This is a genomic window from Pseudomonas sp. Irchel s3a18 (assembly GCF_900187535.1).
Classification (GTDB): domain Bacteria; phylum Pseudomonadota; class Gammaproteobacteria; order Pseudomonadales; family Pseudomonadaceae; genus Aquipseudomonas.
In genome coordinates, this window is the sequence record NZ_FYDV01000003.1 from 137,941 (window position 1) to 157,518 (window position 19,578).

Here is a 19,578-nt window from a genome sequence, read left to right on the forward strand (position 1 = left end):
AGTTCTGATAGACTTGTCGCCGAGTTGTCCCCCGGTTTGCGGGACTGCTTTACAATCACCAGATGGGGATTTAACGGATGAAACTGAAAAACACCTTGGGCTTGGCCATTGGTACTCTTATTGCCGCTACTTCTTTCGGCGTTCTGGCACAAGGCCAAGGCGCAGTTGAAGGCGAGCTGTTCTACAAGAAGCAGTACAACGATAGCGTCAAGAACATCGAAGACGGCTACAACCCAGGCGCTCGCATTGGTTACTTCCTGACCGACGATGTGTCGATCGATCTGAACTACGATCAAACCCACCACACCCGTTCGAACGGCGATACTGGCAACCAGAAGATCAAAGGTGACACCGGTTCCCTGCTGGGTACCTACCACTTCGGTCAGGCTGGCGTTGATTCGCTGCGTCCATACGTTTCGGGCGGTTTCGGCCACCAGAGCCGTACCAGCGTAAAAGCTGACGGCCACAGCGGTCGCGATCAGTCGACCCTGGCTATCGTTGGTACCGGTGTTAAGTACTACTTCACCGACAATCTGTTCGCTCGTGCCGGCGTTGAAGCTGACTACGCAATGGACAACGGCAAGTGGGACTACTCCGCCCTGGTTGGTCTGGGTGTGAACTTCGGCGGCAACGCTGGCGCCGCTCCAGTCGTAGCTCCAGTTGTAGCTCCAGAACCAGAGCCAGAAGCTCCGGTTGCTGAAACCGTACGTGTTGAGCTGGACGTCAAGTTCGACTTCGACAAAGCTACTGTTAAACCAGGCAGCCTGACCGACGTCGCCAACCTGGCTGACTTCATGAAGCAGTACCCACAGACCACCACCGTGGTTGAAGGTCACACTGACTCCGTAGGTCCAGACGCTTACAACCAGAAGCTGTCCCAGCGTCGTGCTGACGCTGTCAAGCAAGTTCTGGTTCAAGACGGCGTTGAAGCTAGCCGTGTTAGCTCCGTTGGTTACGGCGAATCCCGCCCAGTTGCTGACAACAGCACTGCAGAAGGCCGCGCTGTTAACCGTCGTGTAGAAGCACAGGTTGAAGCTCAAGCTAAGTAATTAGCTTCGCAGCCTCGAAAAGCCCGGCTTAGGCCGGGCTTTTCTTTGCCTGCGATTTTCTGGATGTCGACGATTACCGCGCTGCGCTCGACGGCCAGTCTGAAGGCAGCTCGCGTTCAAGCGCTGCACATGCTGCCACTGCACCGATGACCAGGATAGCCGGGCTTTTCAGTTGGAAGCTGTAGGCGTCTTCCTGCATTTGTGTGAGATTGCTACGGCACTCTCGCTGGTGTGGCAGTGAAGCGTTTTCAATCATCGCCACCGGGGTGTCCGCACCCATGCCACCTGCCAGCAATTGCTCGCGAATGTCGCCGAGCTTTGCCACGCCCATATAGATCACCAGCGTTGTGCCACCCTGGGCCAGCGCACGCCAGTTGAGCTCACTGTCGTCCTGTGTATGGGCTGTCACCAGCGTGACCCCGCGTGCGACCCCTCGCAGTGTCAGCGAAATATCGCATTGCGTGGCGCCGGCCAGGCCCGCCGTAATGCCGTTGACCAGTTCCACGTCCACCTCGCGCTCGCGCAGCCACTGGGCTTCCTCACCGCCGCGACCGAAAATGCAGGGGTCACCGCCCTTCAGGCGCACCACGCATTGGCCTTGTCGGGCGTAGCGCAGCATCAGGCGATGGATGAACGCCTGCGGGGTAGAGCGGCAGCCGCCGCGCTTGCCGACGGCAATGATTCGCGCCTTGGGGCAGTGCACCAGTACCGCTTCGTTGACCAGGTCGTCGATCAATACCACATCGGCTTCGCTCAGGGCCCGAACGGCTTTGAGGGTCAGCAATTCCGGGTCGCCGGGACCTGCGCCTACCAACCAGACTTTTGCGCTCATGTTCTGTTCCTCACGAGGTGATTGCGACGGGCTGCACAGTGGCCGCCAGCAGACGCTTGATTTCCGGGACACACGAGCCGCATTGCGTGCCGCAACCCAGTTGTTGTTTCAGGCCTTGAAGATCCAGCCCTCGACGAATGCCTGCGCACACGGCGCCCAGGCTGACGTTTTTGCAGTTGCACAGGGTTTTTTGCGTACTTGATCCAGCGCTCGCGGCACCGGGTAGAGTACTTAACGGTGCCAGCAGCCAGCGCCGCAGGTGCTCGTCGATACGCCCCTCCAGCCAGAGGTTGTGCAACCAATGCCGGGCAAGGGTTTCTCCGGCGAGGCGGATGGCGGTAATACGGCCTTGTTCGATGCGCACCCGTTTGCCAATGGAGCGCCCGGGGTCGTCATACGTCAGGACCGGGCCGTCGACCAGGCCCAGCCGTTGATCGAGCTTGTCCAGCCATTGCGGATCCGGTGCCTGGGCATGGGCGACACGTATCAGCAGCGCTGGGCGCTCACGTCCGGTGAGGCTGAGGCTAACGTAGGCAAAATCCTCACAGAGCGGTCGCAGGTTCTCGAAATGCTGCTGAACATTACCCTCAACCAGAGCGAACAGGCTCCATGGCAAGTGCGCGGGTTCGATACGCACGCCGCTGTGCTTGAGTTCGGGTTGCTTGGACAGCGGGTCGAATGCCGATTGGGTGAGGCTGTTGACGCCGCCCTTGAGAAAGCGGTCGCCCCAATGCATGGGTAAAAAGGCCTGGCCGGGGCGTACGCTGTCATCGCCGACGACCGATACGATCACATTGCCGCGACGGCTCTTGAGGTTGACCAGATCGCCACTGTCGAGCCGATGCCGACGCAGTTCATCGGGGTGCAGGCTCAACAGGGCTTCGTTGACATGGCCGAACAGTTGCGCCGCCGTGCCGGTGCGGCTCATGCCATGCCATTGGTCGCGCAGGCGTCCGGTGATCAGGGTCAGCGGAAAACCTGCATCGGGTTGCTCTTTGGCAGCCTGGTAAGGCTCGGCGACAAACTGCGCACGACGGTTTGGGGTGGGGAACAGCCCGTCGACGTAAAGCCTCGGTGTACCGCTTGATGCTCCTTCCGGGAAGGGCCATTGCTGCGGGCCGAGGGTGTCGAGCAGGGCGTAACTGATCCCGGACAGGTCCAGGTCGCGTCCGCGGGTCAGTTGCTTGAACTCGTCAAACACCTGTTCAGGACGTTTGAAGGCGAACAGAGGGGGTTGCCCCGGGCGCAGGTGCTTCTCCAGGCGTTGTGCGAAGTCCACCGTTATTGCCCAGTCCGGACGCGCTTCACCGGGCGCGGCGATGGCACGACGAACGTGGGAGACGCGACGTTCCGAGTTGGTCACCGTGCCTTCCTTCTCGCCCCAACTGGCGGCCGGCAGCAGCAGATCGGCAAAGGCGGCGGTTTCGGTGGTGCGAAAGGCTTCTTGCAGGACCACGAACGGACAAGCCTGGAGGGCTGCGCGCACGCTGTTCTGGTCTGGCAGTGACTGCGCGGGGTTGGTGCAGGCGATCCACAACGCCTTGACGGTGCCGTTCCTGACCTGCTCGAACAGTTCGATGGCGGTCAGGCCAGTGGCCTCTGGCAGTTTGTTCACGCCCCAGTACGCCGCGACCTCGGCGCGATGCTCGGCGTTGGCCGCTTCGCGATGACCCGGCAACAGGTTGGCCAGGCTCCCGGTTTCGCGTCCGCCCATGGCATTTGGTTGACCGGTGAGGGAAAAGGGGCCGGCACCTGGCCGGCCTATTTGTCCGGTGGCCAGGTGCAGGTTGATCAGCGCGCTGTTTTTCGCACTGCCGGCGGTGGATTGATTCAAGCCCATGCACCACAGCGACAGGAAAGCGGGCGAGGTACCGACCCACTCGGCACACAGCCGCAACTGCTCAATGCTGATGCCACACAGTTGCGCGACCATGACCGGGCTGTAGTCATGCACCAGTTTTTTCAGTTCGGCCAGGCCGTCGGTGTGTGCCCTGATGAAGGCAGGGTCGATGCGACCTTCCCACAGCAGCAGATGCAAAATCCCATGGAACAGCGCGACATCGCTGCCAGGCAGTATCGCCAGGTGCAGGTCGGCCAGATCGCAGGTGTCCGTGCGCCGAGGGTCGATGACGATGACTTTCATCCAGGGGCGACGGGATTTGGCTTCTTCCAGGCGGCGAAACAGCACGGGGTGGGCGTAGGCCATGTTGCTACCGACGATCATCACGCAATCGCTCAGCTCAAGGTCTTCGTAGCTGCATGGCGGGGCATCGGCCCCCAGGCTGCGCTTGTAGCCGACCACGGCCGAGGACATGCACAGCCGGGAGTTGCTGTCGATGTTGTGGGTGCCCACCAGTGCCCGGGCCAGCTTGTTGAAGACGTAGTAGTCTTCGGTCAGCAATTGTCCCGAGACATAGAACGCGACACTGTCCGGGCCATGTTCGGCAATGGTGCTGGCAAACACGTTGGCGGCGTGGTCGAGGGCGGTGTCCCAATCGGTGCGGCCGCGCGCCAGGCTTTTGCCCAGCCGCAGCTCGGGGTACAGCGCGCGGGCAGCGAGGTCGCCGGTCAGGTGCAGCGTCGAGCCCTTGCTGCACAGCTTGCCAAAATTGGCCGGGTGCGTAGGGTCGCCGCTGACACCGAGGATCTGCTCGCCGTCATGTTCGATCAATACGCCGCAGCCTACGCCGCAGTAACAACAGGTCGAGGCGGTCGTTTGGCGGTTCATCAGCAGGCTTCCTGCAAGGCCGGCATGGCCTGTCCGTTCTCCACCCGGGGCGCGGGGGCTACTTGTGGTACCAGGGCCTCGCCGAACATCAAGTGATCACGGATGTCTGCAATGTTCCGGCTGTCACGAATCTGGCGTATGTACCAGCCACCGTCGGTGGTGTCGCCATACAGGCAGGCGCCCACCAGAACGTCATTCTTGATCACCAGCTTTTTGTAGATCCCGTCGATGGGGTCGGACAGGGTGATGGTCTCGGTGCCTTCCGCGCCCATGAAATCGCCGGCAGAGAACAGGTCGATGCCGGTGACTTTCAGCTTGGTGGATGTCACCGATCCGCTATAGCGGGCAAAGCCCAGTTGTGCGAGGTGGTTGGCGCAGACCTTGGCCTGTTCGAACAGTGGTGCCACCAGGCCATAGGCAATGCCGCGATGGCTGGCGCATTCGCCAATGGCATAGATGCGTGGGTCGTAGGTTTGCAGGGTGTCGTTGACCAGGATCCCGCGGTTGCACGCAATGCCGGCTGTTTCGGCCAGTTCGGTATTGGGGCGGATGCCGGCGGCCATCACCACCAGGTCAGCCGGGATGCAGTCGCCGTTCTTGAACTGGACTGAACCGACCCGGCCATTGCCAGCGTCGTGCAGGGCCTGGGTCTGTTCGCTCAGGCGAAAATTCAAGCCCCGGGCTTGCAGCGCGGATTGCAGCAGCTGACCGCTGGTTTTGTCCAGTTGCCGCTCCAGCAACCACTCGCCAATATGCACCACGGTCACGTGCATGCCGCGCAGCATCAGGCCGTTGGCCGCTTCAAGGCCCAGCAGGCCGCCGCCGATGACCACCGCGTGTGTGTGGGTCCTGGCGGTGTCGATCATGGCCTGGGTGTCGGCGATGTCGCGATAGCTGATCACGCCCTGCAAGCGGTTGCCCGGAATCGGCAGGATGAATGGCGCGGAGCCGGTGGCGATCAGCAGGCGATCGTATTCGGCTTCGCTACCGTCTTCGGCGATGACTCGCCGATTGACCCGGTCGATCGCCACCACTTTACGGTTGAGCAGCAGCTTGATGTGGTTGTCCTGGTACCAGCCCAGGTCGTTGAGCACGATCTCGTCGAAGGTCTGCTCGCCGGCCAGCACCGGCGACAGCAGGATGCGGTTGTAGTTGGTATGGGGCTCGGCACCGAAGACCGTGATGTCATACAGTTCGCCGCTGAGTTTGAGCAGCTCTTCCAGTGTGCGAACCCCGGCCATACCGTTGCCGATCATCACCAGTTTTAGTTTTTTCATCAGCTTCTCCGCAAGCTCAGGCCGTGTCATCGGGCCGGTGGGGCTGGCTCGGTTTATTGGGCGCAAACAAAAAAAGCGTCCCGCTAGTGATCTAGCGAGGACGCCTTTGTCCTGGTCCCGTTCTCTCGGGGGAGCGCACCCTTCGTCGTTGAAGGTTGCGCTTTATGTAGGGTGAAAATGCTAATGCAGTGGTTGTGCCAAGTTATCCAACGGTGCGGGTTTGTTTGGGTGGCGGGCGGGGATCGGGTCTTCGCTGTCGACTTAACGCACCGATTGGAGGCGCGATGCCCGGTCGTGGAGCGGTGCAGGCCGGTGGCGAGGGTGCCGGCCATAAAACGTGGGATCTGCTCAGGGGGCGCGCAGCCATGAAAACAGCAACACCAGATTGAGCATCAGCAGCGCCAGGGCCAGCGTGCGCCACACTTTCACCGGTTCGCGCTCGAGCAATGGCCTTGGCCGCACACTCAGGCTGCGCCGCTCTCCTTGCTCCAGTACCAGGAGCCATTGCTCCGCTGTTTCATAGCGTTGAGCCGGGTTGGCGCACAGGGCGCATTCCAGGCTTTGTCCCAGCCAGTCCGGCCAGTCCGGCCGATAACGGCTGGCGCTGACGGACAGGCCGAAGCGCGGGCGCTGGAAGGCTTCAATCTCGCCGTAGGGGTAGTGCCCGGTGGCCAGGTAATACAGGGTGACGCCGACGGCATACAGGTCCTGTTGCGGTGTCGGGGCCTGGCCATTGAACGCTTCGGGCGCAATGTAGCTGGGCGTCCCGGGCAGCGCGTGAGCCTGGTCTTCGGACAGGCCTGGGCAGTAGGCGAGACCGAAATCCAGCAGGCGCAATTCGCCGTCGTCCCCCAGCAGCAGGTTCTCCGGTTTGATATCCCGGTGCAGGATCTGCCGCCGGTGCAGCAGTCCTACCGCCCGTAGTAGCCGTTCCGCCAGTGCCTGCCATTGGGCCAGAGGCAGGGGGCCGGTTTGCAGGAACAGTTCAGCCAGGGTCACTCCCGGGTATTCGCGCATCACGTAATACAGGTGCTGGCGTTGAGTCGCCGGGTGTATTTCAGGGAAGCTGCGCCCGGCCACGCGCTTGAGAAACCATTCTTCGGACAGCAATGCCTGGGCTGCCGCGGTGTCGTTGCTCGATGAGGCGGCCAGGGTCTTGAGCAGCCAGGGTTGTTGCTGCCCGTCGCGGACGCGATAGATCAGCGATTGCTGGCTGTGGCCCAGCAGCTTTTCGATGTGCCAGCCCTCGAAGGAGTGGCCGGCCTTGAGCGATGGTGGCAAGGGCCATTGTTGCAACTGGATCAGCGCGTCGCCGATGCTGCTCTCGCCGAGGGCGTCGATCCGCACCAGCAGCGCGCTGGCATTGTCCTGGCTGCCTGCCAGGTGAGCAGCGTTGACCAGGGTGTGTGCTGCACGATCGAGGTCGGGCTGGTCGCGCAGGATGGCCGCGATGGCCGTGTCGCCCAATGTCGACCAGACGCCATCGCTCAGCAGCACGAAACTCTCACCGGTGCGCAACTCACCATCGAGGAAATCCAGCACCAGGTGTTGATCCAGTCCCAATGCGCGCTTGAGCACATGCTGCATGCCCGGCTGCTCCCAGACGTGGTCCTCGCTGATGCGTTGCAATTGATCGGCGTGCCAGCGGTATACCCGGCAATCGCCGACATGGGCCAGGGTGAAGCGTCTTCCGCGCAGCACCAGCGCGCTGACGGTGGTCAGCAACGGCAGGCCGCCGCCGTTGGCCTGCAACCAGCGATTTTGCGCCAGCAACAGACGGTCCAGCGCCTGCGCCACGCCCCAGGTCTGCGGCGTGGCGTAGTAGTCCAGGGCCAGAGCCTGCAAGGTGGTCCGGGCCGCGAGCCCGCCGTCGGCACATTGACTGACACCATCGGCGATGGCGAACAGGCAGCCCTTGCTGGCCGCCAGTTCAGCCGTTGGTGTGACCAGGCGCAGAGCATCCTGGTTTTCCGGTCGAGGGCCGATGGCGCTGGCCTCGGCGAAGCTCAGTTGCAGGCTCATCGAAGGTCAGACCCGTGCCGCGGTCATGGCCGCCGAACCCCAGGTGGTTCTCCAGCGGCGCTTGACCCCGTGCAGACCAAACCAGGCCAGGACGCCCAGGCTGGCGAACAACCACAAGGCCAACTGATAGCTACCCGTGCTCTGCTTGATCGCCCCCATGCCGGCCGCCAGGGCGAAGCCGCCGATGCCACCCGCCATGCCGATCAGGCCGGTCATCACGCCGATCTCGCGCCGAAAGCGCTGCGGTACCAACTGGAACACCGCGCCATTGCCCGCGCCGAGGCCGAGCATGGTGCACACGAACAGCGCCAGTGCCGCGTAGGAGCTGGGCAGGTTGAAGCCGACGGCCGCGATGCACACGGCGGCGACGGTGTACATCACCAACAGGGTGCGGATGCCGCCAAAACGGTCCGCCAGGGCGCCACCCAGAGGCCGCATCAAGCTGCCGCCGAATACGCACGCGGCGGTGTAGTAACCGGCGGTGACCGGGTTCAGGCCGTACTGGTCATTGAAGTAACCGGGCAGGGCGCTGGCCAGGCCGATGAATCCGCCAAAGGTCACGCAGTAGAAGAACATGAACCACCAGCTGTCACGATCCGCCAGGGCCTTGAAGTAGTCGCTCATGGATTTGGCCTTGGGCCGCTCAGGTGCGTTTTTTGCCAGCCAGGCGAACACGATCAGGGTCAGGATCAGCGGGATCAAGGCGAAGCCGAACACGTTGCTCCAGCCAAACGCGGCCGCCAGGACCGGCGCGATCAGGGCGGCGAGCACGGTGCCCGAGTTACCCGCCCCGGCGATGCCCATGGCCTTGCCCTGGTGTTGTGGCGGATACCATTGCGAGGCCAGGGGCAGGGCGACGGCGAACGAAGCACCGGCCATGCCCAGGAACACGCCCAGCAACAAGGCTTGCTCGTAGGTGTGGATTCCCAGTTTCCAGGCGACGAACAGGGCGCAGATGACAATCACCTGGCCAATCAGCCCGGCGGTTTTCGGTGATAGGCGATCGGCGAGCAAGCCCATGGCGAAGCGCAGGAAGGCGCCGGCCAGAATTGGCGTGGCCACCATCAGCCCGCGCTGTTGCGTGGTCAATTGCAGGTCGGCGGCGATTTGTACCGCCAGCGGGCCGAGCAGGTACCAGACCATGAAGCTCAGGTCGAAATACAGAAAGGCTGAGAACAGTGTCGGGGTATGGCCGGATTTCCAGAAGCTTGTGTTCATCGCGCACCTCAGCGGTTAAGAGTCTCGTGGCAAGTCGTGAGCTTTGCGGTGGGCGCCGCGACGGCCGCACCACCGACCCCGGGCTGTGGGGCCAAAACGAAAAAACGCCGCTACCCGATTCGCCAGGGGCAAATGAGGTGAGCGACGTCTTTGTCGTGGGTGGGGCAACCGCCGTTGGTTACCTGTACCAATTACTTAGCGAGATCTGTGCCAGATCCGGAATGTGTACGCGATGATCGTTCCCACGCGGGAGCGTGGAAACGATCAGGCGTGGGGCTTAGCCCAGCAACTCGCTCATGGCAATGATCTGCTCCGCCACCTGGATCAGCTTTTGCTGGCGGCTCATGGCCTGGCGGCGCATCAGGGTGTAGGCCTGCTCTTCGTTGCACGCTTTCATTTTCATCAGCATGCCCTTGGCCAGCTCGATGCGCTTGCGCTCGGCCAGTTGCTGGTCCCGGGCGTGGAGTTGGGCGCGCAGGGCCTGGTCGCTTTCAAAGCGTGCCATGGCCACATCCAGGATCGGCTGCAGGCGTGCGGCATGAATGCCTTCGACAATGTAGGCACTGACACCGGACTTGATGGCCTGGCGCATCACGCCCGGGTCGTGTTCGTCGGTGAACATCACAATCGGCCGTGGCTGGTCACGGCTGACCAGCACCACTTGCTCCAGCACATCGCGGCTGGGTGACTCGGTATCGATCAGGATCACGTCCGGGCGCACCGTTTCGACGCGCGCGGGCAGGTCGATGGTCAGGCCGGATTCGTCGATCACGTCGAAGCCGGCTTCGGTCAGCGCGGTCTTGAGGCGACCGACTTTTTTCGCGGTGTCGTTGATCAGCAGGATGCGTAACATGGTCGTGGCCTCCTGTCAGCGGCGGGCGAGCAGGGTGGGGGTGTCGGTCATGGCGTGCAGCGCGAAGCTGCGGGCATAGGCCGCAGGGTCTGAACCGTCCCAGACTTTGCCATCGATCAACTGGCTGCTGCGCATTGCCTGGCCCTCGGTACGGATTCCCAATGCGCTGGCCGCGTCCCGGTACAGCGCCAGTTGCTGGACCTGGCGGGCGACCGCCAGATAGTCCGGATCTTCACGCAACAGCCCCCAGCGCCGAAATTGGGTCATGAACCACATGCCGTCGCTCAGGTACGGCACATTCACCTCGCCATTGCCATGGAAGCGCAGCGCGTGCGGGTCCTGCCAGCGATTGCCAAGGCCGTCGGCATAGTCGCCCAGCAAGCGCGGCTCGATGCAGTCCAGCGGCATATCCAGGTAGTCGGGGGCGCTCAACAGTTGCGCGGTACTGCGGCGATTTTCCGTGCTTTGCTCGATGAAACGACTGGCCTCCAGGATCGCCATCACCAGCGCCCGGGCTGTGTTGGGGTATTGCTCGACGAAGGCGCGGGTGCAGGCGAGGACTTTCTCCGGGTGATCGGGCCACAGGGCTTGGGTGGTTGCCAGGGTGAAACCCAGGTTCTGCTTCACGGCGGCGGCGCTCCAGGGTTCGCCCACGCAAAAGCCGTCGATACGACCGGCCTGCAGGTGCGCGATCATTTGCGGCGGCGGTACCACGACGCTGTCGACATCGTGCAGCGGATGGATACCCTGGCTGGCCAGCCAGTAATACAGCCACATGGCGTGGGTGCCGGTGGGAAAGGTCTGGGCGAAGGTCAGTTTTGGGCGACTTTGGTGCACGTGGCGATCCAGCGCCTCAGGACTGCTCACGCCCAGCCGGTGCAGGCCGTGGGAGAGGTTGATGCTCTGGCCGTTCTGGTTCAGGCCCATGAGCACCGCCATGTCGGTTGCCGCTACGCCACCGATGCCCAGATGCACGGCATACACCAGCCCGTACAGGCAGTGGGCGGCATCCAGCTCGCCACTGACCAGTTTGTCCCGCAGGCTGGCCCAGGACGTTTGGCGCTTGAGATTCAGGGTCAGGCCGTAGGGCTGGGCGAAGCCCTGAGTGGCGGCGACCACCACCGAGGCGCAGTCGCTCAGGGCCATGAAGCCCAGGTTGATCGAGGTTTTTTCCGGGGCATCGCTGCCATTGACCCAGGCCAGAGGGCCGGCTGATGGTTCATTCATCGAGTGTGCACCTTTCAAAAAAAACGTCGTCCCGGGCCCTTGCCAGAGCAAGGCCGGGGGACGACGCCATTGTCCTTCCCATCAGCAACGCGGGACTCATCCCGTCGTTGGCATGAGTGCTGATGCCAATCCCGGTGCAAGGCATATGCCATTGACGGCTGATTTCGTCGTGCGCCTCGCTTGCAACCCCGATGCCCGGCTATAATCGCCGCCTCATTTCGCCGCCAATCGAGTCAAGTCCGCCCATGTATACCCTGGCCCGCCAACTGCTGTTCAAACTCTCCCCGGAAACCTCCCACGATCTGTCCCTGGACCTGATCGGCGCGGGCGGGCGTCTGGGCCTGAACGGCTTGCTGTGCAAGGCGCCGGCGCACGTGCCGGTGAATGTCATGGGCCTGGACTTTCCGAACCCGGTAGGGCTGGCAGCCGGCCTGGACAAGAATGGCGCGGCCATCGATGGCTTTGCCCAACTGGGTTTCGGCTTCGTGGAAATCGGCACCATTACCCCGCGTCCGCAGCCGGGCAACCCCAAGCCACGCATTTTTCGCTTGCCGCAGGCCGAGGCGATCATCAACCGCATGGGCTTCAACAACCTGGGCGTCGATCACCTGCTGGCGCGCGTTGCCGCCGCCAAGTACAAAGGCGTGCTGGGGATCAACATCGGCAAGAACTTTGACACTCCGGTCGAGCGTGCCGTCGACGACTACCTGATCTGCCTGGACAAGGTCTACGCCCATGCCAGCTACGTGACGGTCAACGTCAGTTCGCCCAACACCCCGGGCCTGCGCAGCCTGCAATTTGGCGATTCGCTCAAGCAGTTGCTCGAAGCCTTGCGCCAGCGCCAGGAAGACCTGGCCCAACTGCACGGCAAGCGCGTACCGCTGGCGATCAAGATCGCACCGGACATGACCGACGAAGAAACCGTTGAAGTGGCGCGGGCCCTGGTCGAAACCGGCATGGACGCGGTGATCGCGACCAACACCACCCTGAGTCGCGTCGGTGTCGAAGGCATGGAGTTCGGTGACGAGGCGGGCGGTTTGTCCGGCGCCCCGGTACGCGACAAGAGCACGCACACGGTCAAGGTGCTGGCGGCCGAGCTGGCCGGACGCCTGCCGATCATCGCCGTCGGCGGGATCACCGAAGGCAAGCACGCGGCCGAGAAAATCGCCGCGGGTGCTAGCCTGGTGCAGCTCTACTCCGGGTTCATCTACAAAGGCCCGGCGCTGATTCGCGAGTCGGTGGATGCGATCGCGGCAATGCGCCAACGGTAGAGGTTTGTGCTGAGGGGATTGTGTGGCAAGGGGGCAAGCTCTCTTGTCACGGCCAGCGTTTGCAGGTGTCGATTGCAGGCATAAAAAAGGGCTCCTCGAGGGAGCCCCTGGGCCGAAGCCCGCCGTCCGGAGAGGACGTGCGTGGTTAAGTCGTTACCTGATCAAGTTGTCGTGTCGGAATGTGTGCCCTGTTTAGCCGACGGCGTGAAGTTCGTTGAGTCTATGGATTCCCGCAGTGCCGGTCATACCGTCCCAGTTGTCGCCGCGTCCTTCTCGCCAGCCGTTAATCCAGGCTTGGCGTACCGACGGTAGAGTAAATGGGCAAAGCTCACGGGATTTGCCACCAACGCCATATTGATATCCGCGCAAAAATGCTCTTTCCAACGGATCACGCTTAAGTCTTCTCATAGGGTGTTTCCCTCACTTGTTGACTGTATTTGTCGCGTCGACCTCTATCGAGGTCAGGCAGGAAAACTCCTGCCGTTGGGGGCTCGCTGCCGGCGTCGCGAGCCAAGGTGTTGACGTCGTTGCGGCGTCAACCTGAGTTGAGTTCTAACCAATGAGTCACATCGAGGGAATGATCGTTTTGTCATAAGAACGTAACGATAAAGATGCTAAGGCCATAAGTAACACGACGTGATTTGTGTCGTATTTGGCCAAAGCCCCCTGTGATCGGCCTCTCACTGGATGATGAGGTTAATGCTTTAGAAAAAATGTCCACCCGTTGTACTCGGGTACTATTCGACGAAGGGTCGAGTTATGACATTTTGTTGCATCGATTTTTTTATCTGCCCGGGCATCTAAGCTCATTCCAGTCCATCGACTGGTTGAGCGGCCAGGGTGGGACGGCACACCTTCGTGCCACGCGAGCGCTCTTTTAGAAAAGCGCTTGATTGAAAACCGAGCGGTCAATGCGTTGCCCGTTCACTTATTGCCAAAGGCCCTGGAACCCCCATGTCGGATCGTTACGAACTCTTCCTCACTTGCCCTAAAGGCCTCGAAGGCCTGCTTATCGAGGAAGCCGTCGGGCTTGGCCTTGAGGAAGCGCGCGAGCACACCTCGGCCGTGCGTGGCATGGCCACCATGGAAACCGCCTATCGCCTGTGCCTGTGGTCGCGCCTGGCGAACCGGGTCCTGATTGTCCTCAAGCGTTTCGCGATGAAGGACGCCGAAGACCTGTATCACGGCGTGCTGGATGTCGAGTGGCAGGACCACATGCTGCCTGACGGCACCCTGGCGGTGGAGTTCAGTGGCCACGGTTCGGGCATCGACAACACCCACTTCGGTGCGTTGAAAGTCAAGGACGCCATCGTCGACAAGCTGCGCACCCCGTCGGGTGAGCGCCCGTCCATCGACAAGCTCAACCCGGACCTGCGCATTCACCTGCGCCTGGACCGTGGCGAAGCGATCCTGTCCCTGGATCTGTCCGGCCACAGCCTGCACCAGCGCGGCTACCGCCTGCAGCAAGGTGCTGCGCCGCTGAAGGAAAACCTCGCGGCGGCGATCCTGATTCGCTCCGGCTGGCCACGCATCGCCGCTCAAGGTGGCGCACTGGCTGACCCGATGTGCGGTGTCGGGACCTTCCTGGTCGAAGCGGCGATGATCGCCGCCGATATGGCGCCGAACCTGCGCCGTGAGCAGTGGGGCTTCACCGCCTGGCTGGGTCACGTGCCGGCGTTGTGGAAAAAGCTCCACGAAGAAGCCTCAGAGCGCGCCGCTGCCGGCCTGGCCAAGCCACCGCTGTGGATTCGCGGGTACGAAGCCGACCCACGGCTGATTCAACCGGGCCGTAACAACGTCGAGCGCGCCGGCCTGAGCGAGTGGATCAAGATCTACCAGGGCGAAGTCGCGACGTTCGAGCCGCGCCCGGACCAGAACCAGAAAGGCCTGGTGATCTGCAACCCTCCATACGGCGAGCGCCTGGGCGACGAGGCGAGCTTGCTCTACCTCTACCAGAACCTAGGCGAGCGCCTGCGCCAGGCCTGCCTGAACTGGGAAGCGGCCGTGTTCACCGGCGCGCCGGACCTGGGCAAGCGCATGGGCATCCGCAGCCACAAGCAGTATTCGTTCTGGAACGGCGCGCTGCCGTGCAAACTGCTGCTGATCAAAGTCCTGCCGGACCAGTTCGTCACAGGCGAGCGCCGTACGCCGGAACAGCGCCAGGCCGAGCGTGAGCAAGCGGTCTACGATCAGTTGCCGGTCGAGCCGCAAGAGCGTCAGTACAACAAGAACGGCAACCCGATCAAACCTGTGCCGGCACCGGCACCTGTGGTTGAGCAGGCGCGCCTGAGCGAAGGCGGGCAGATGTTTGCCAACCGCCTGCAGAAGAACCTCAAGGCCATGGGCAAGTGGGTCAAGCGCGAAGGCATCGATTGCTACCGCGTCTACGATGCCGACATGCCTGAGTACTCGATGGCCATCGACCTGTATCACGACTGGGTCCACGTCCAGGAATACGCCGCGCCGAAATCCATCGACCCGGAAAAAGCCTCGGCGCGCATGTTCGATGCCCTGGCGGCCATTCCGCAGGCCTTGAACGTCGACAAGAGCCGCGTCGTGGTCAAGCGCCGCGAGCGTCAGAGCGGCACCCGCCAGTACGAGCGTCAAAGTGCCCAGGGCAAGTTCGTCGAAGTCAACGAAGGCGGCGTGAAGTTGCTGGTCAACCTGACCGACTACCTCGACACCGGCCTGTTCCTGGACCACCGTCCGATGCGCATGCGGATCCAGAAAGAGGCGGCCGGCAAGCGCTTCCTCAATCTGTTCTGCTACACCGCCACCGCCAGTGTGCATGCGGCCAAGGGCGGCGCACGCAGCACCACCAGCGTCGACTTGTCGAAAACCTATCTGGACTGGGCGCGTCGCAACCTGTCGCTCAATGGTTTCTCGGACAAGAACCGCCTGGAGCAGGGTGATGTCATGGCCTGGCTGGAAGCCAACCGGGATGAGTTCGAGATGATCTTCATCGATCCGCCGACCTTCTCCAACTCCAAGCGCATGGAAGGCATCTTCGACGTCCAGCGAGACCACGTGCAGTTGCTGGACCTGGCCATGGCGCGCCTGGCGCCGGGCGGCGTGTTGTACTTCTCCAACAACTTCCGCAAGTTCCAGCTCGAAGAGAACCTCGCGGCGCGCTATGCCGTCGAGGAAATCACCGCGCAAACCATCGACCCGGACTTTGCCCGTAACGGCAAGATCCACCGCGCCTGGAAAATCATGGCGCGCTAAGGGGGCTCGGCCCCATGGAACCTCGATGTTTCGAGGCGCCATGGGGGCTGAATTTCCTGGCTAACCACATGGTAAATAGCTGTAACGTCTGCAAAGCCAAGGTGACGCCTACGCTCGCTGGCGTTCAGGGTTTTTGCTTATGTCGCTGTACACCGCACGCCCAAAAATCCTGGGCTTGATCAGTGAAGACGTATCGGCCTGGCTCGTGGCACTGCTGGTTCTGCTAGCCGGACGACACTGACTGCGCACCACTAGCAGGTGGCGCAGCGTTTTCAATCCGTTCCTCGTCGAAACAGCTCAGCCATTGGCGCGAAGAGTATCGCGTGCTGTTGGCGGTCGAGTTGTGGCAAAGCCTGCGTCATCTGCCGGTCGATGGATTGGGCACGGTGATGGCCAGTTTCGGCATCGCCAGCTGGCGCCGCGGCGAAGGGGCGGACGCCTTGCTGTTGCGCGCAGACTCGGGGGTGTATGCCGCCAAGCAGGCGGGAAGGGATCGGGTCGAGGAAGCGTTGGTGTAGCACGCCGCTGCGGCCAGGGAACAAAGGTCCCTGGCCGCGTGGGTGCGCAGACTGTCGGTAAGGCTTACAGCACCGAAGCGGTCGCCGCCAGTTTCGGTTGGCGGTACAGGTCCAGCAGCACTTGATCGAGTACTGACGAGGCGCCAAACGGTGCCTTGTCGTTGAGGATCGCCACCACGGCCCAGGTGTTACCGTTGTTGTCGCGGCTGAAGCCGGCAATGGCGCGAACGGTGTTCAGGGTGCCGGTCTTGACGTGGGCCTCACCGCGCATGGCGGTGGTCTTGAGGCGCTTGCGCATGGTGCCGTCCATGCCGGAAATCGGCATCGAGCTGACGAACTCGGCCGAGTACGGGCTTCTCCAGGCGGCCTGCAGCATGCTCGCCATCTCCCGGGCACTCACCCGTTCAGCGCGCGACAGGCCCGAGCCGTTCTCCATCACCAGGTGCGAGGCGGTAATGCCCTTTTTCGCCAGCCACTGACGCACGACGCGCTGTGCGGCCCTGGCGTCGTCGCCATCGGCATCGGTACGGTATTTCGCACCCAGGCTCAGGAACAACTGCTGGGCCATGGTGTTGTTACTGTACTTGTTGATGTCGCGGATGATTTCCGCCAGGTCCGGCGAGAAGGCCCGGGCCAGGACCTTGGCGTCTTTTGGCACCGACGCCAGGCGATCCTTGCCCTGGATGCTGCCGCCCAGTTCCTGCCAGATCGCCCGTACGGCACCGGCGGTGTAGGTGGCATGGTCGAGCAGCGAGAGGTAGGTCTGCGAGCTGCAGCCCTCGCCGAGCTGGCCGGCCACGGTCACGGCCACGCTGCCGTCGGCCTGGGGCACGGGGTTATAGCGCACGCCACCGGTGCATTGCTTGGAGTTGAGGGCCTTGACCTGGTTATCGATGCGCACGGTGGCGATCGGCGGTTCAACCGACACCAGCACCCGGCCCGAGTCATTGCGGGCCACGAAGCGCAGGGCCTTGAGGTTGACCAGCAGGGCGTCCGGCTTGACCAGGAACGGCTTGTTATCGTCATTGCCGTCGTCATTGAATTGCGGCAATTGCGGCTGGATGAAGAAGCTGCGGTCCAGCACCAGGTCGCCCGTGACTTGTTGCACGCCATTGGCTCGCAGGTCGCGCATCAGCAGCCAGAGCTTTTCCATGTTCAGCTTCGGATCGCCGCCACCCTTGAGGTACAGGTTGCCATGCAGGATCCCGCCGCTCAGGGTGCCGTCGGTGTAGAACTCGGTTTTCCACTGGTGGTTCGGGCCGAGCATCTCCAGGGCGGCGTAGGTGGTGACCAGCTTCATGGTCGAGGCCGGGTTCACCGACACGTCGGCATTGAAGACCGTGGGAGTGCCCGGGCCGTTGAGCGGAATCATTACCAGGGACAGGGCGCTGTCCGGCAGCTTGCTGGCTTTGAGCGCCTTTTGCACATTGGGCGTCAGCGCGGTATTGACCGGCGCGGCAGAAACAGGGAAGGCCAGCGGCACAAGCAGGCTGGCAAGAAGCAATGGACGCAAAGAGTTGATCATTTGAAATAAAACCCTACAGCCGAGGGGAAAAAAATGAGGGCATGAAGATAAATTCCCTCAATGGTCACGAAAGTGTCGGCATTATGCCCAAGGTATAGCGCCTTGTGCCGCACAGGATGTGCCTAATGCGCGTTTTTTTTACCGACGGTAGAGGCCGGCTTCCAGAGAGTCGGGCATTGCGCGGCTTAAAATGTTAAAGTGCCGCCCGTTATTACTTAAGAGGATTGTTCCAATGGCGACTAACCGTTCCCAGCGTCTGCGCAAAAAACTGTGCGTCGATGAATTTCAAGAGCTGGGTTTCGAGCTGAACCTGGATTTCAAAGAAGATTTGGCTGATGAAGCCATTGACGCTTTCCTCGACGCGTTCCTGAAAGAAGCCATGGAAGCCAACGGTCTGGGTTATGTGGGCGGCGACGACTTCGGTCTGGTTTGCCTGCAGAAGCGCGGCTCCGTCAGCGCAGAACAGCGTGCTGCCGTTGAAGCCTGGCTCAAGGGCCGTACCGAGCTGACCAGCGCTGAAGTCAGCCCGTTGCTGGACGTTTGGTACCCGGAAAAGCCAATCAATCCGGTAGCCTGATGTTCAAAAAAACGGCGACCCTGAGGTCGCCGTTTTTTTATGTCTCACGCTTTGCGCCCATTCAGAATCATCAACGTCACCAGCCCCGCGACAATCCCCCAGAATGCCGAGCCGATAGAAAACAGGGTCATCCCCGACGCTGTGACCATGAAAGTGATCAGCGCCGCTTCGCGCTCCTTCACTTCGCTCATGGCAATACTCAGGCCATTGATGATCGAGCCAAACAGCGCCAGGGCGGCAATCGACAGCACCAGCTCCTTGGGCAGGGCGGCAAACAAGGCTGCCAGTGTTGCGCCGAACACGCCGGCAATGCCGTAGAAAATCCCGCACCAGACCGCCGCGGTGTAGCGCTTGTCGCGATCTTCATGGGCATGGGGGCCGGTGCAGATGGCCGCACTGATGGCCGCCAGGTTGATCCCGTGGGAGCCGAACGGTGCCAGCAGCAACGAGGCGATGCCGGTGGTGGTGATCAGTGGCGAGGCCGCAACCTTGTAGCCGTCGGCGCGCAGCACCGCGATGCCGGGCATGTTTTGCGAGGTCATGGCCACCACGAACAGGGGGATGCCGATGCTGATGGTGGCGGCGAGCGAGAAGTGCGGCGTGGTCCAGACTGGCGTTGCCACTTCCAGGTGAAAGCCGCTGAAGTCCAGCAGCCCCATGAAGCCGGACAAGGCGGTGCCGATCAGCAGCGCGGCAAGCACGGCATAACGCGGGGACAGGCGCTTGACCACCAGGTAGGTGATAAACATCCCCAGCACCAGGCCGGTGCGATGCTGGGCGGCGACGAAGATTTCGCTGCCGATCTTGAACAGGATCCCGGCCAGCAAGGCGGCGGCCAGGGACCCCGGGATCCTTTTCACCAGCCGTTCGAAGCTACCGGTCATGCCGCAGATCGTCACCAGGATGGCGCAGGTGATGTAGGCGCCAATCGCCTCACCGTAGCTGACCCCCGCCAGGCTGGTGATCAACAACGCCGCACCGGGGGTCGACCAGGCAATGGTGATGGGGGTGCGATAACGCAGGGACAGGCCGATCGAGCACACCGCCATGCCAATCGAGAGCGCCCAGATCCACGAAGAAATCTGCCCGCTGCTCAGGCCGGCGGCTTGCCCGGCTTGAAACATCAGCACCAGGGAGCTGGTGTAGCCGGTCATCATGGCGATGAACCCGGCGACGATCGCTGAGGGCGAGGTATCGGCCAGTGGGCGAAGTTGCGTGTGCGTGGCGTCGTTCATGACGGTGGTGTTCCTTGTATC

Annotated in this window: 14 protein-coding genes and 2 pseudogenes; 6 read left to right on the forward strand and 10 right to left on the reverse strand. The window is 62.2% G+C overall.

Features of this window, described 5'->3' with window-relative positions; translation table 11 throughout:
- The first annotated feature begins 77 nt into the window (after window positions 1–77).
- Entirely contained in the window at window positions 78–1,049 is a 972-nt protein-coding gene (locus tag CKW29_RS05810) for an OmpA family protein (RefSeq protein WP_095148064.1), read from the forward strand.
- Window positions 1,050–1,122: 73 nt separating this feature from the next.
- Here CKW29_RS05810 and cobA read toward each other — a convergent pair whose 3' ends face one another.
- From cobA to CKW29_RS05835, 5 genes and pseudogenes are all read right to left on the reverse strand, one after another.
- Window positions 1,123–1,881, reverse strand: coding sequence for a uroporphyrinogen-III C-methyltransferase (cobA, locus tag CKW29_RS05815; RefSeq protein ID WP_095148065.1), 759 nt, complete (start codon window positions 1,879–1,881; stop codon window positions 1,123–1,125).
- A 10-nt stretch (window positions 1,882–1,891) separates the two neighbouring features.
- Complete coding sequence (locus tag CKW29_RS05820; protein WP_095148066.1) at window positions 1,892–4,609, reverse strand: nitrate reductase; 2,718 nt, start codon at window positions 4,607–4,609, stop codon at window positions 1,892–1,894.
- A 73-nt stretch (window positions 4,610–4,682) separates the two neighbouring features.
- Window positions 4,683–5,886 (reverse strand): annotated as a pseudogene (locus CKW29_RS05825) (NAD(P)/FAD-dependent oxidoreductase); the annotation flags it as partial.
- Window positions 5,887–6,234: 348 nt separating this feature from the next.
- Window positions 6,235–7,908, reverse strand: coding sequence for a bifunctional protein-serine/threonine kinase/phosphatase (locus CKW29_RS05830; RefSeq protein WP_095148067.1), 1,674 nt, complete (start codon window positions 7,906–7,908; stop codon window positions 6,235–6,237).
- Window positions 7,909–7,914: 6 nt separating this feature from the next.
- The gene (locus tag CKW29_RS05835) at window positions 7,915–9,126 is read right to left on the reverse strand and encodes a NarK/NasA family nitrate transporter (protein WP_095148068.1); all 1,212 of its coding nucleotides are present in this window, start codon (window positions 9,124–9,126) and stop codon (window positions 7,915–7,917) included.
- Window positions 9,127–9,152: 26 nt separating this feature from the next.
- Between CKW29_RS05835 and CKW29_RS26255 the strand changes: the two genes are divergently transcribed.
- The gene (locus tag CKW29_RS26255) at window positions 9,153–9,362 is read left to right on the forward strand and encodes a hypothetical protein (protein WP_095148069.1); all 210 of its coding nucleotides are present in this window, start codon (window positions 9,153–9,155) and stop codon (window positions 9,360–9,362) included.
- Window positions 9,363–9,403: 41 nt separating this feature from the next.
- On the opposite strand, the gene CKW29_RS05845 is transcribed toward CKW29_RS26255, so the two are convergent.
- Together CKW29_RS05845 and CKW29_RS05850 are read right to left on the reverse strand one after the other, a co-directional pair.
- Window positions 9,404–9,979, reverse strand: a complete 576-nt coding sequence (locus tag CKW29_RS05845; RefSeq protein WP_095148070.1) for an ANTAR domain-containing response regulator — start codon at window positions 9,977–9,979, stop codon at window positions 9,404–9,406.
- Between the two features lie 15 nt (window positions 9,980–9,994).
- Entirely contained in the window at window positions 9,995–11,206 is a 1,212-nt protein-coding gene (locus tag CKW29_RS05850; protein ID WP_095143080.1) for a CmpA/NrtA family ABC transporter substrate-binding protein, read from the reverse strand.
- A 245-nt stretch (window positions 11,207–11,451) separates the two neighbouring features.
- Between CKW29_RS05850 and CKW29_RS05855 the strand changes: the two genes are divergently transcribed.
- Window positions 11,452–12,477, forward strand: a complete 1,026-nt coding sequence (locus CKW29_RS05855) for a quinone-dependent dihydroorotate dehydrogenase (protein ID WP_095148071.1) — start codon at window positions 11,452–11,454, stop codon at window positions 12,475–12,477.
- A 192-nt stretch (window positions 12,478–12,669) separates the two neighbouring features.
- Here the strand turns inward: CKW29_RS05855 and rmf are convergent, their stop codons facing one another.
- Window positions 12,670–12,885 carry a ribosome modulation factor gene (rmf, locus tag CKW29_RS05860; protein ID WP_003223300.1) on the reverse strand — a complete coding sequence of 72 codons (216 nt, stop codon included), beginning with the start codon at window positions 12,883–12,885 and terminating at the stop codon, window positions 12,670–12,672.
- Window positions 12,886–13,431: 546 nt separating this feature from the next.
- Between rmf and rlmKL the strand changes: the two genes are divergently transcribed.
- Both rlmKL and CKW29_RS05870 read left to right on the forward strand, forming a co-directional pair.
- Complete coding sequence (gene rlmKL / locus CKW29_RS05865; RefSeq protein WP_095148072.1) at window positions 13,432–15,702, forward strand: bifunctional 23S rRNA (guanine(2069)-N(7))-methyltransferase RlmK/23S rRNA (guanine(2445)-N(2))-methyltransferase RlmL; 2,271 nt, start codon at window positions 13,432–13,434, stop codon at window positions 15,700–15,702.
- A 326-nt stretch (window positions 15,703–16,028) separates the two neighbouring features.
- Window positions 16,029–16,220 (forward strand): annotated as a pseudogene (locus CKW29_RS05870) (hypothetical protein); the annotation flags it as partial.
- Between the two features lie 64 nt (window positions 16,221–16,284).
- Here the strand turns inward: CKW29_RS05870 and dacB are convergent.
- Window positions 16,285–17,745, reverse strand: a complete 1,461-nt coding sequence (dacB, locus tag CKW29_RS05875) for a D-alanyl-D-alanine carboxypeptidase/D-alanyl-D-alanine-endopeptidase (protein WP_095143083.1) — start codon at window positions 17,743–17,745, stop codon at window positions 16,285–16,287.
- Between the two features lie 232 nt (window positions 17,746–17,977).
- Between dacB and CKW29_RS05880 the strand changes: the two genes are divergently transcribed.
- Window positions 17,978–18,322 (forward strand): YggL family protein, encoded by a 345-nt coding sequence (locus tag CKW29_RS05880; protein WP_095143084.1) that lies wholly within the window; start codon window positions 17,978–17,980, stop codon window positions 18,320–18,322.
- Window positions 18,323–18,366: 44 nt separating this feature from the next.
- Here CKW29_RS05880 and CKW29_RS05885 read toward each other — a convergent pair whose 3' ends face one another.
- Window positions 18,367–19,557 carry a benzoate/H(+) symporter BenE family transporter gene (locus CKW29_RS05885; RefSeq protein WP_095143085.1) on the reverse strand — a complete coding sequence of 397 codons (1,191 nt, stop codon included), beginning with the start codon at window positions 19,555–19,557 and terminating at the stop codon, window positions 18,367–18,369.
- Window positions 19,558–19,578 lie beyond the last annotated feature (21 nt).

Coding starts and splice junctions, on each gene's coding strand:
- CKW29_RS05850 (WP_095143080.1), bottom strand. CDS start 11,206: ATGAATGAACCATCAGCCGGCCCTCTGGCCTGGGTCAATGGCAGCGAT.
- CKW29_RS05885 (WP_095143085.1), bottom strand. CDS start 19,557: ATGAACGACGCCACGCACACGCAACTTCGCCCACTGGCCGATACCTCG.
- CKW29_RS05880 (WP_095143084.1), top strand. CDS start 17,978: ATGGCGACTAACCGTTCCCAGCGTCTGCGCAAAAAACTGTGCGTCGAT.
- rmf (WP_003223300.1), bottom strand. CDS start 12,885: ATGAGAAGACTTAAGCGTGATCCGTTGGAAAGAGCATTTTTGCGCGGA.
- CKW29_RS05820 (WP_095148066.1), bottom strand. CDS start 4,609: ATGAACCGCCAAACGACCGCCTCGACCTGTTGTTACTGCGGCGTAGGC.
- rlmKL (WP_095148072.1), top strand. CDS start 13,432: ATGTCGGATCGTTACGAACTCTTCCTCACTTGCCCTAAAGGCCTCGAA.
- CKW29_RS05835 (WP_095148068.1), bottom strand. CDS start 9,126: ATGAACACAAGCTTCTGGAAATCCGGCCATACCCCGACACTGTTCTCA.
- cobA (WP_095148065.1), bottom strand. CDS start 1,881: ATGAGCGCAAAAGTCTGGTTGGTAGGCGCAGGTCCCGGCGACCCGGAA.
- CKW29_RS05855 (WP_095148071.1), top strand. CDS start 11,452: ATGTATACCCTGGCCCGCCAACTGCTGTTCAAACTCTCCCCGGAAACC.
- dacB (WP_095143083.1), bottom strand. CDS start 17,745: ATGATCAACTCTTTGCGTCCATTGCTTCTTGCCAGCCTGCTTGTGCCG.
- CKW29_RS05830 (WP_095148067.1), bottom strand. CDS start 7,908: ATGAGCCTGCAACTGAGCTTCGCCGAGGCCAGCGCCATCGGCCCTCGA.
- CKW29_RS05810 (WP_095148064.1), top strand. CDS start 78: ATGAAACTGAAAAACACCTTGGGCTTGGCCATTGGTACTCTTATTGCC.
- CKW29_RS05845 (WP_095148070.1), bottom strand. CDS start 9,979: ATGTTACGCATCCTGCTGATCAACGACACCGCGAAAAAAGTCGGTCGC.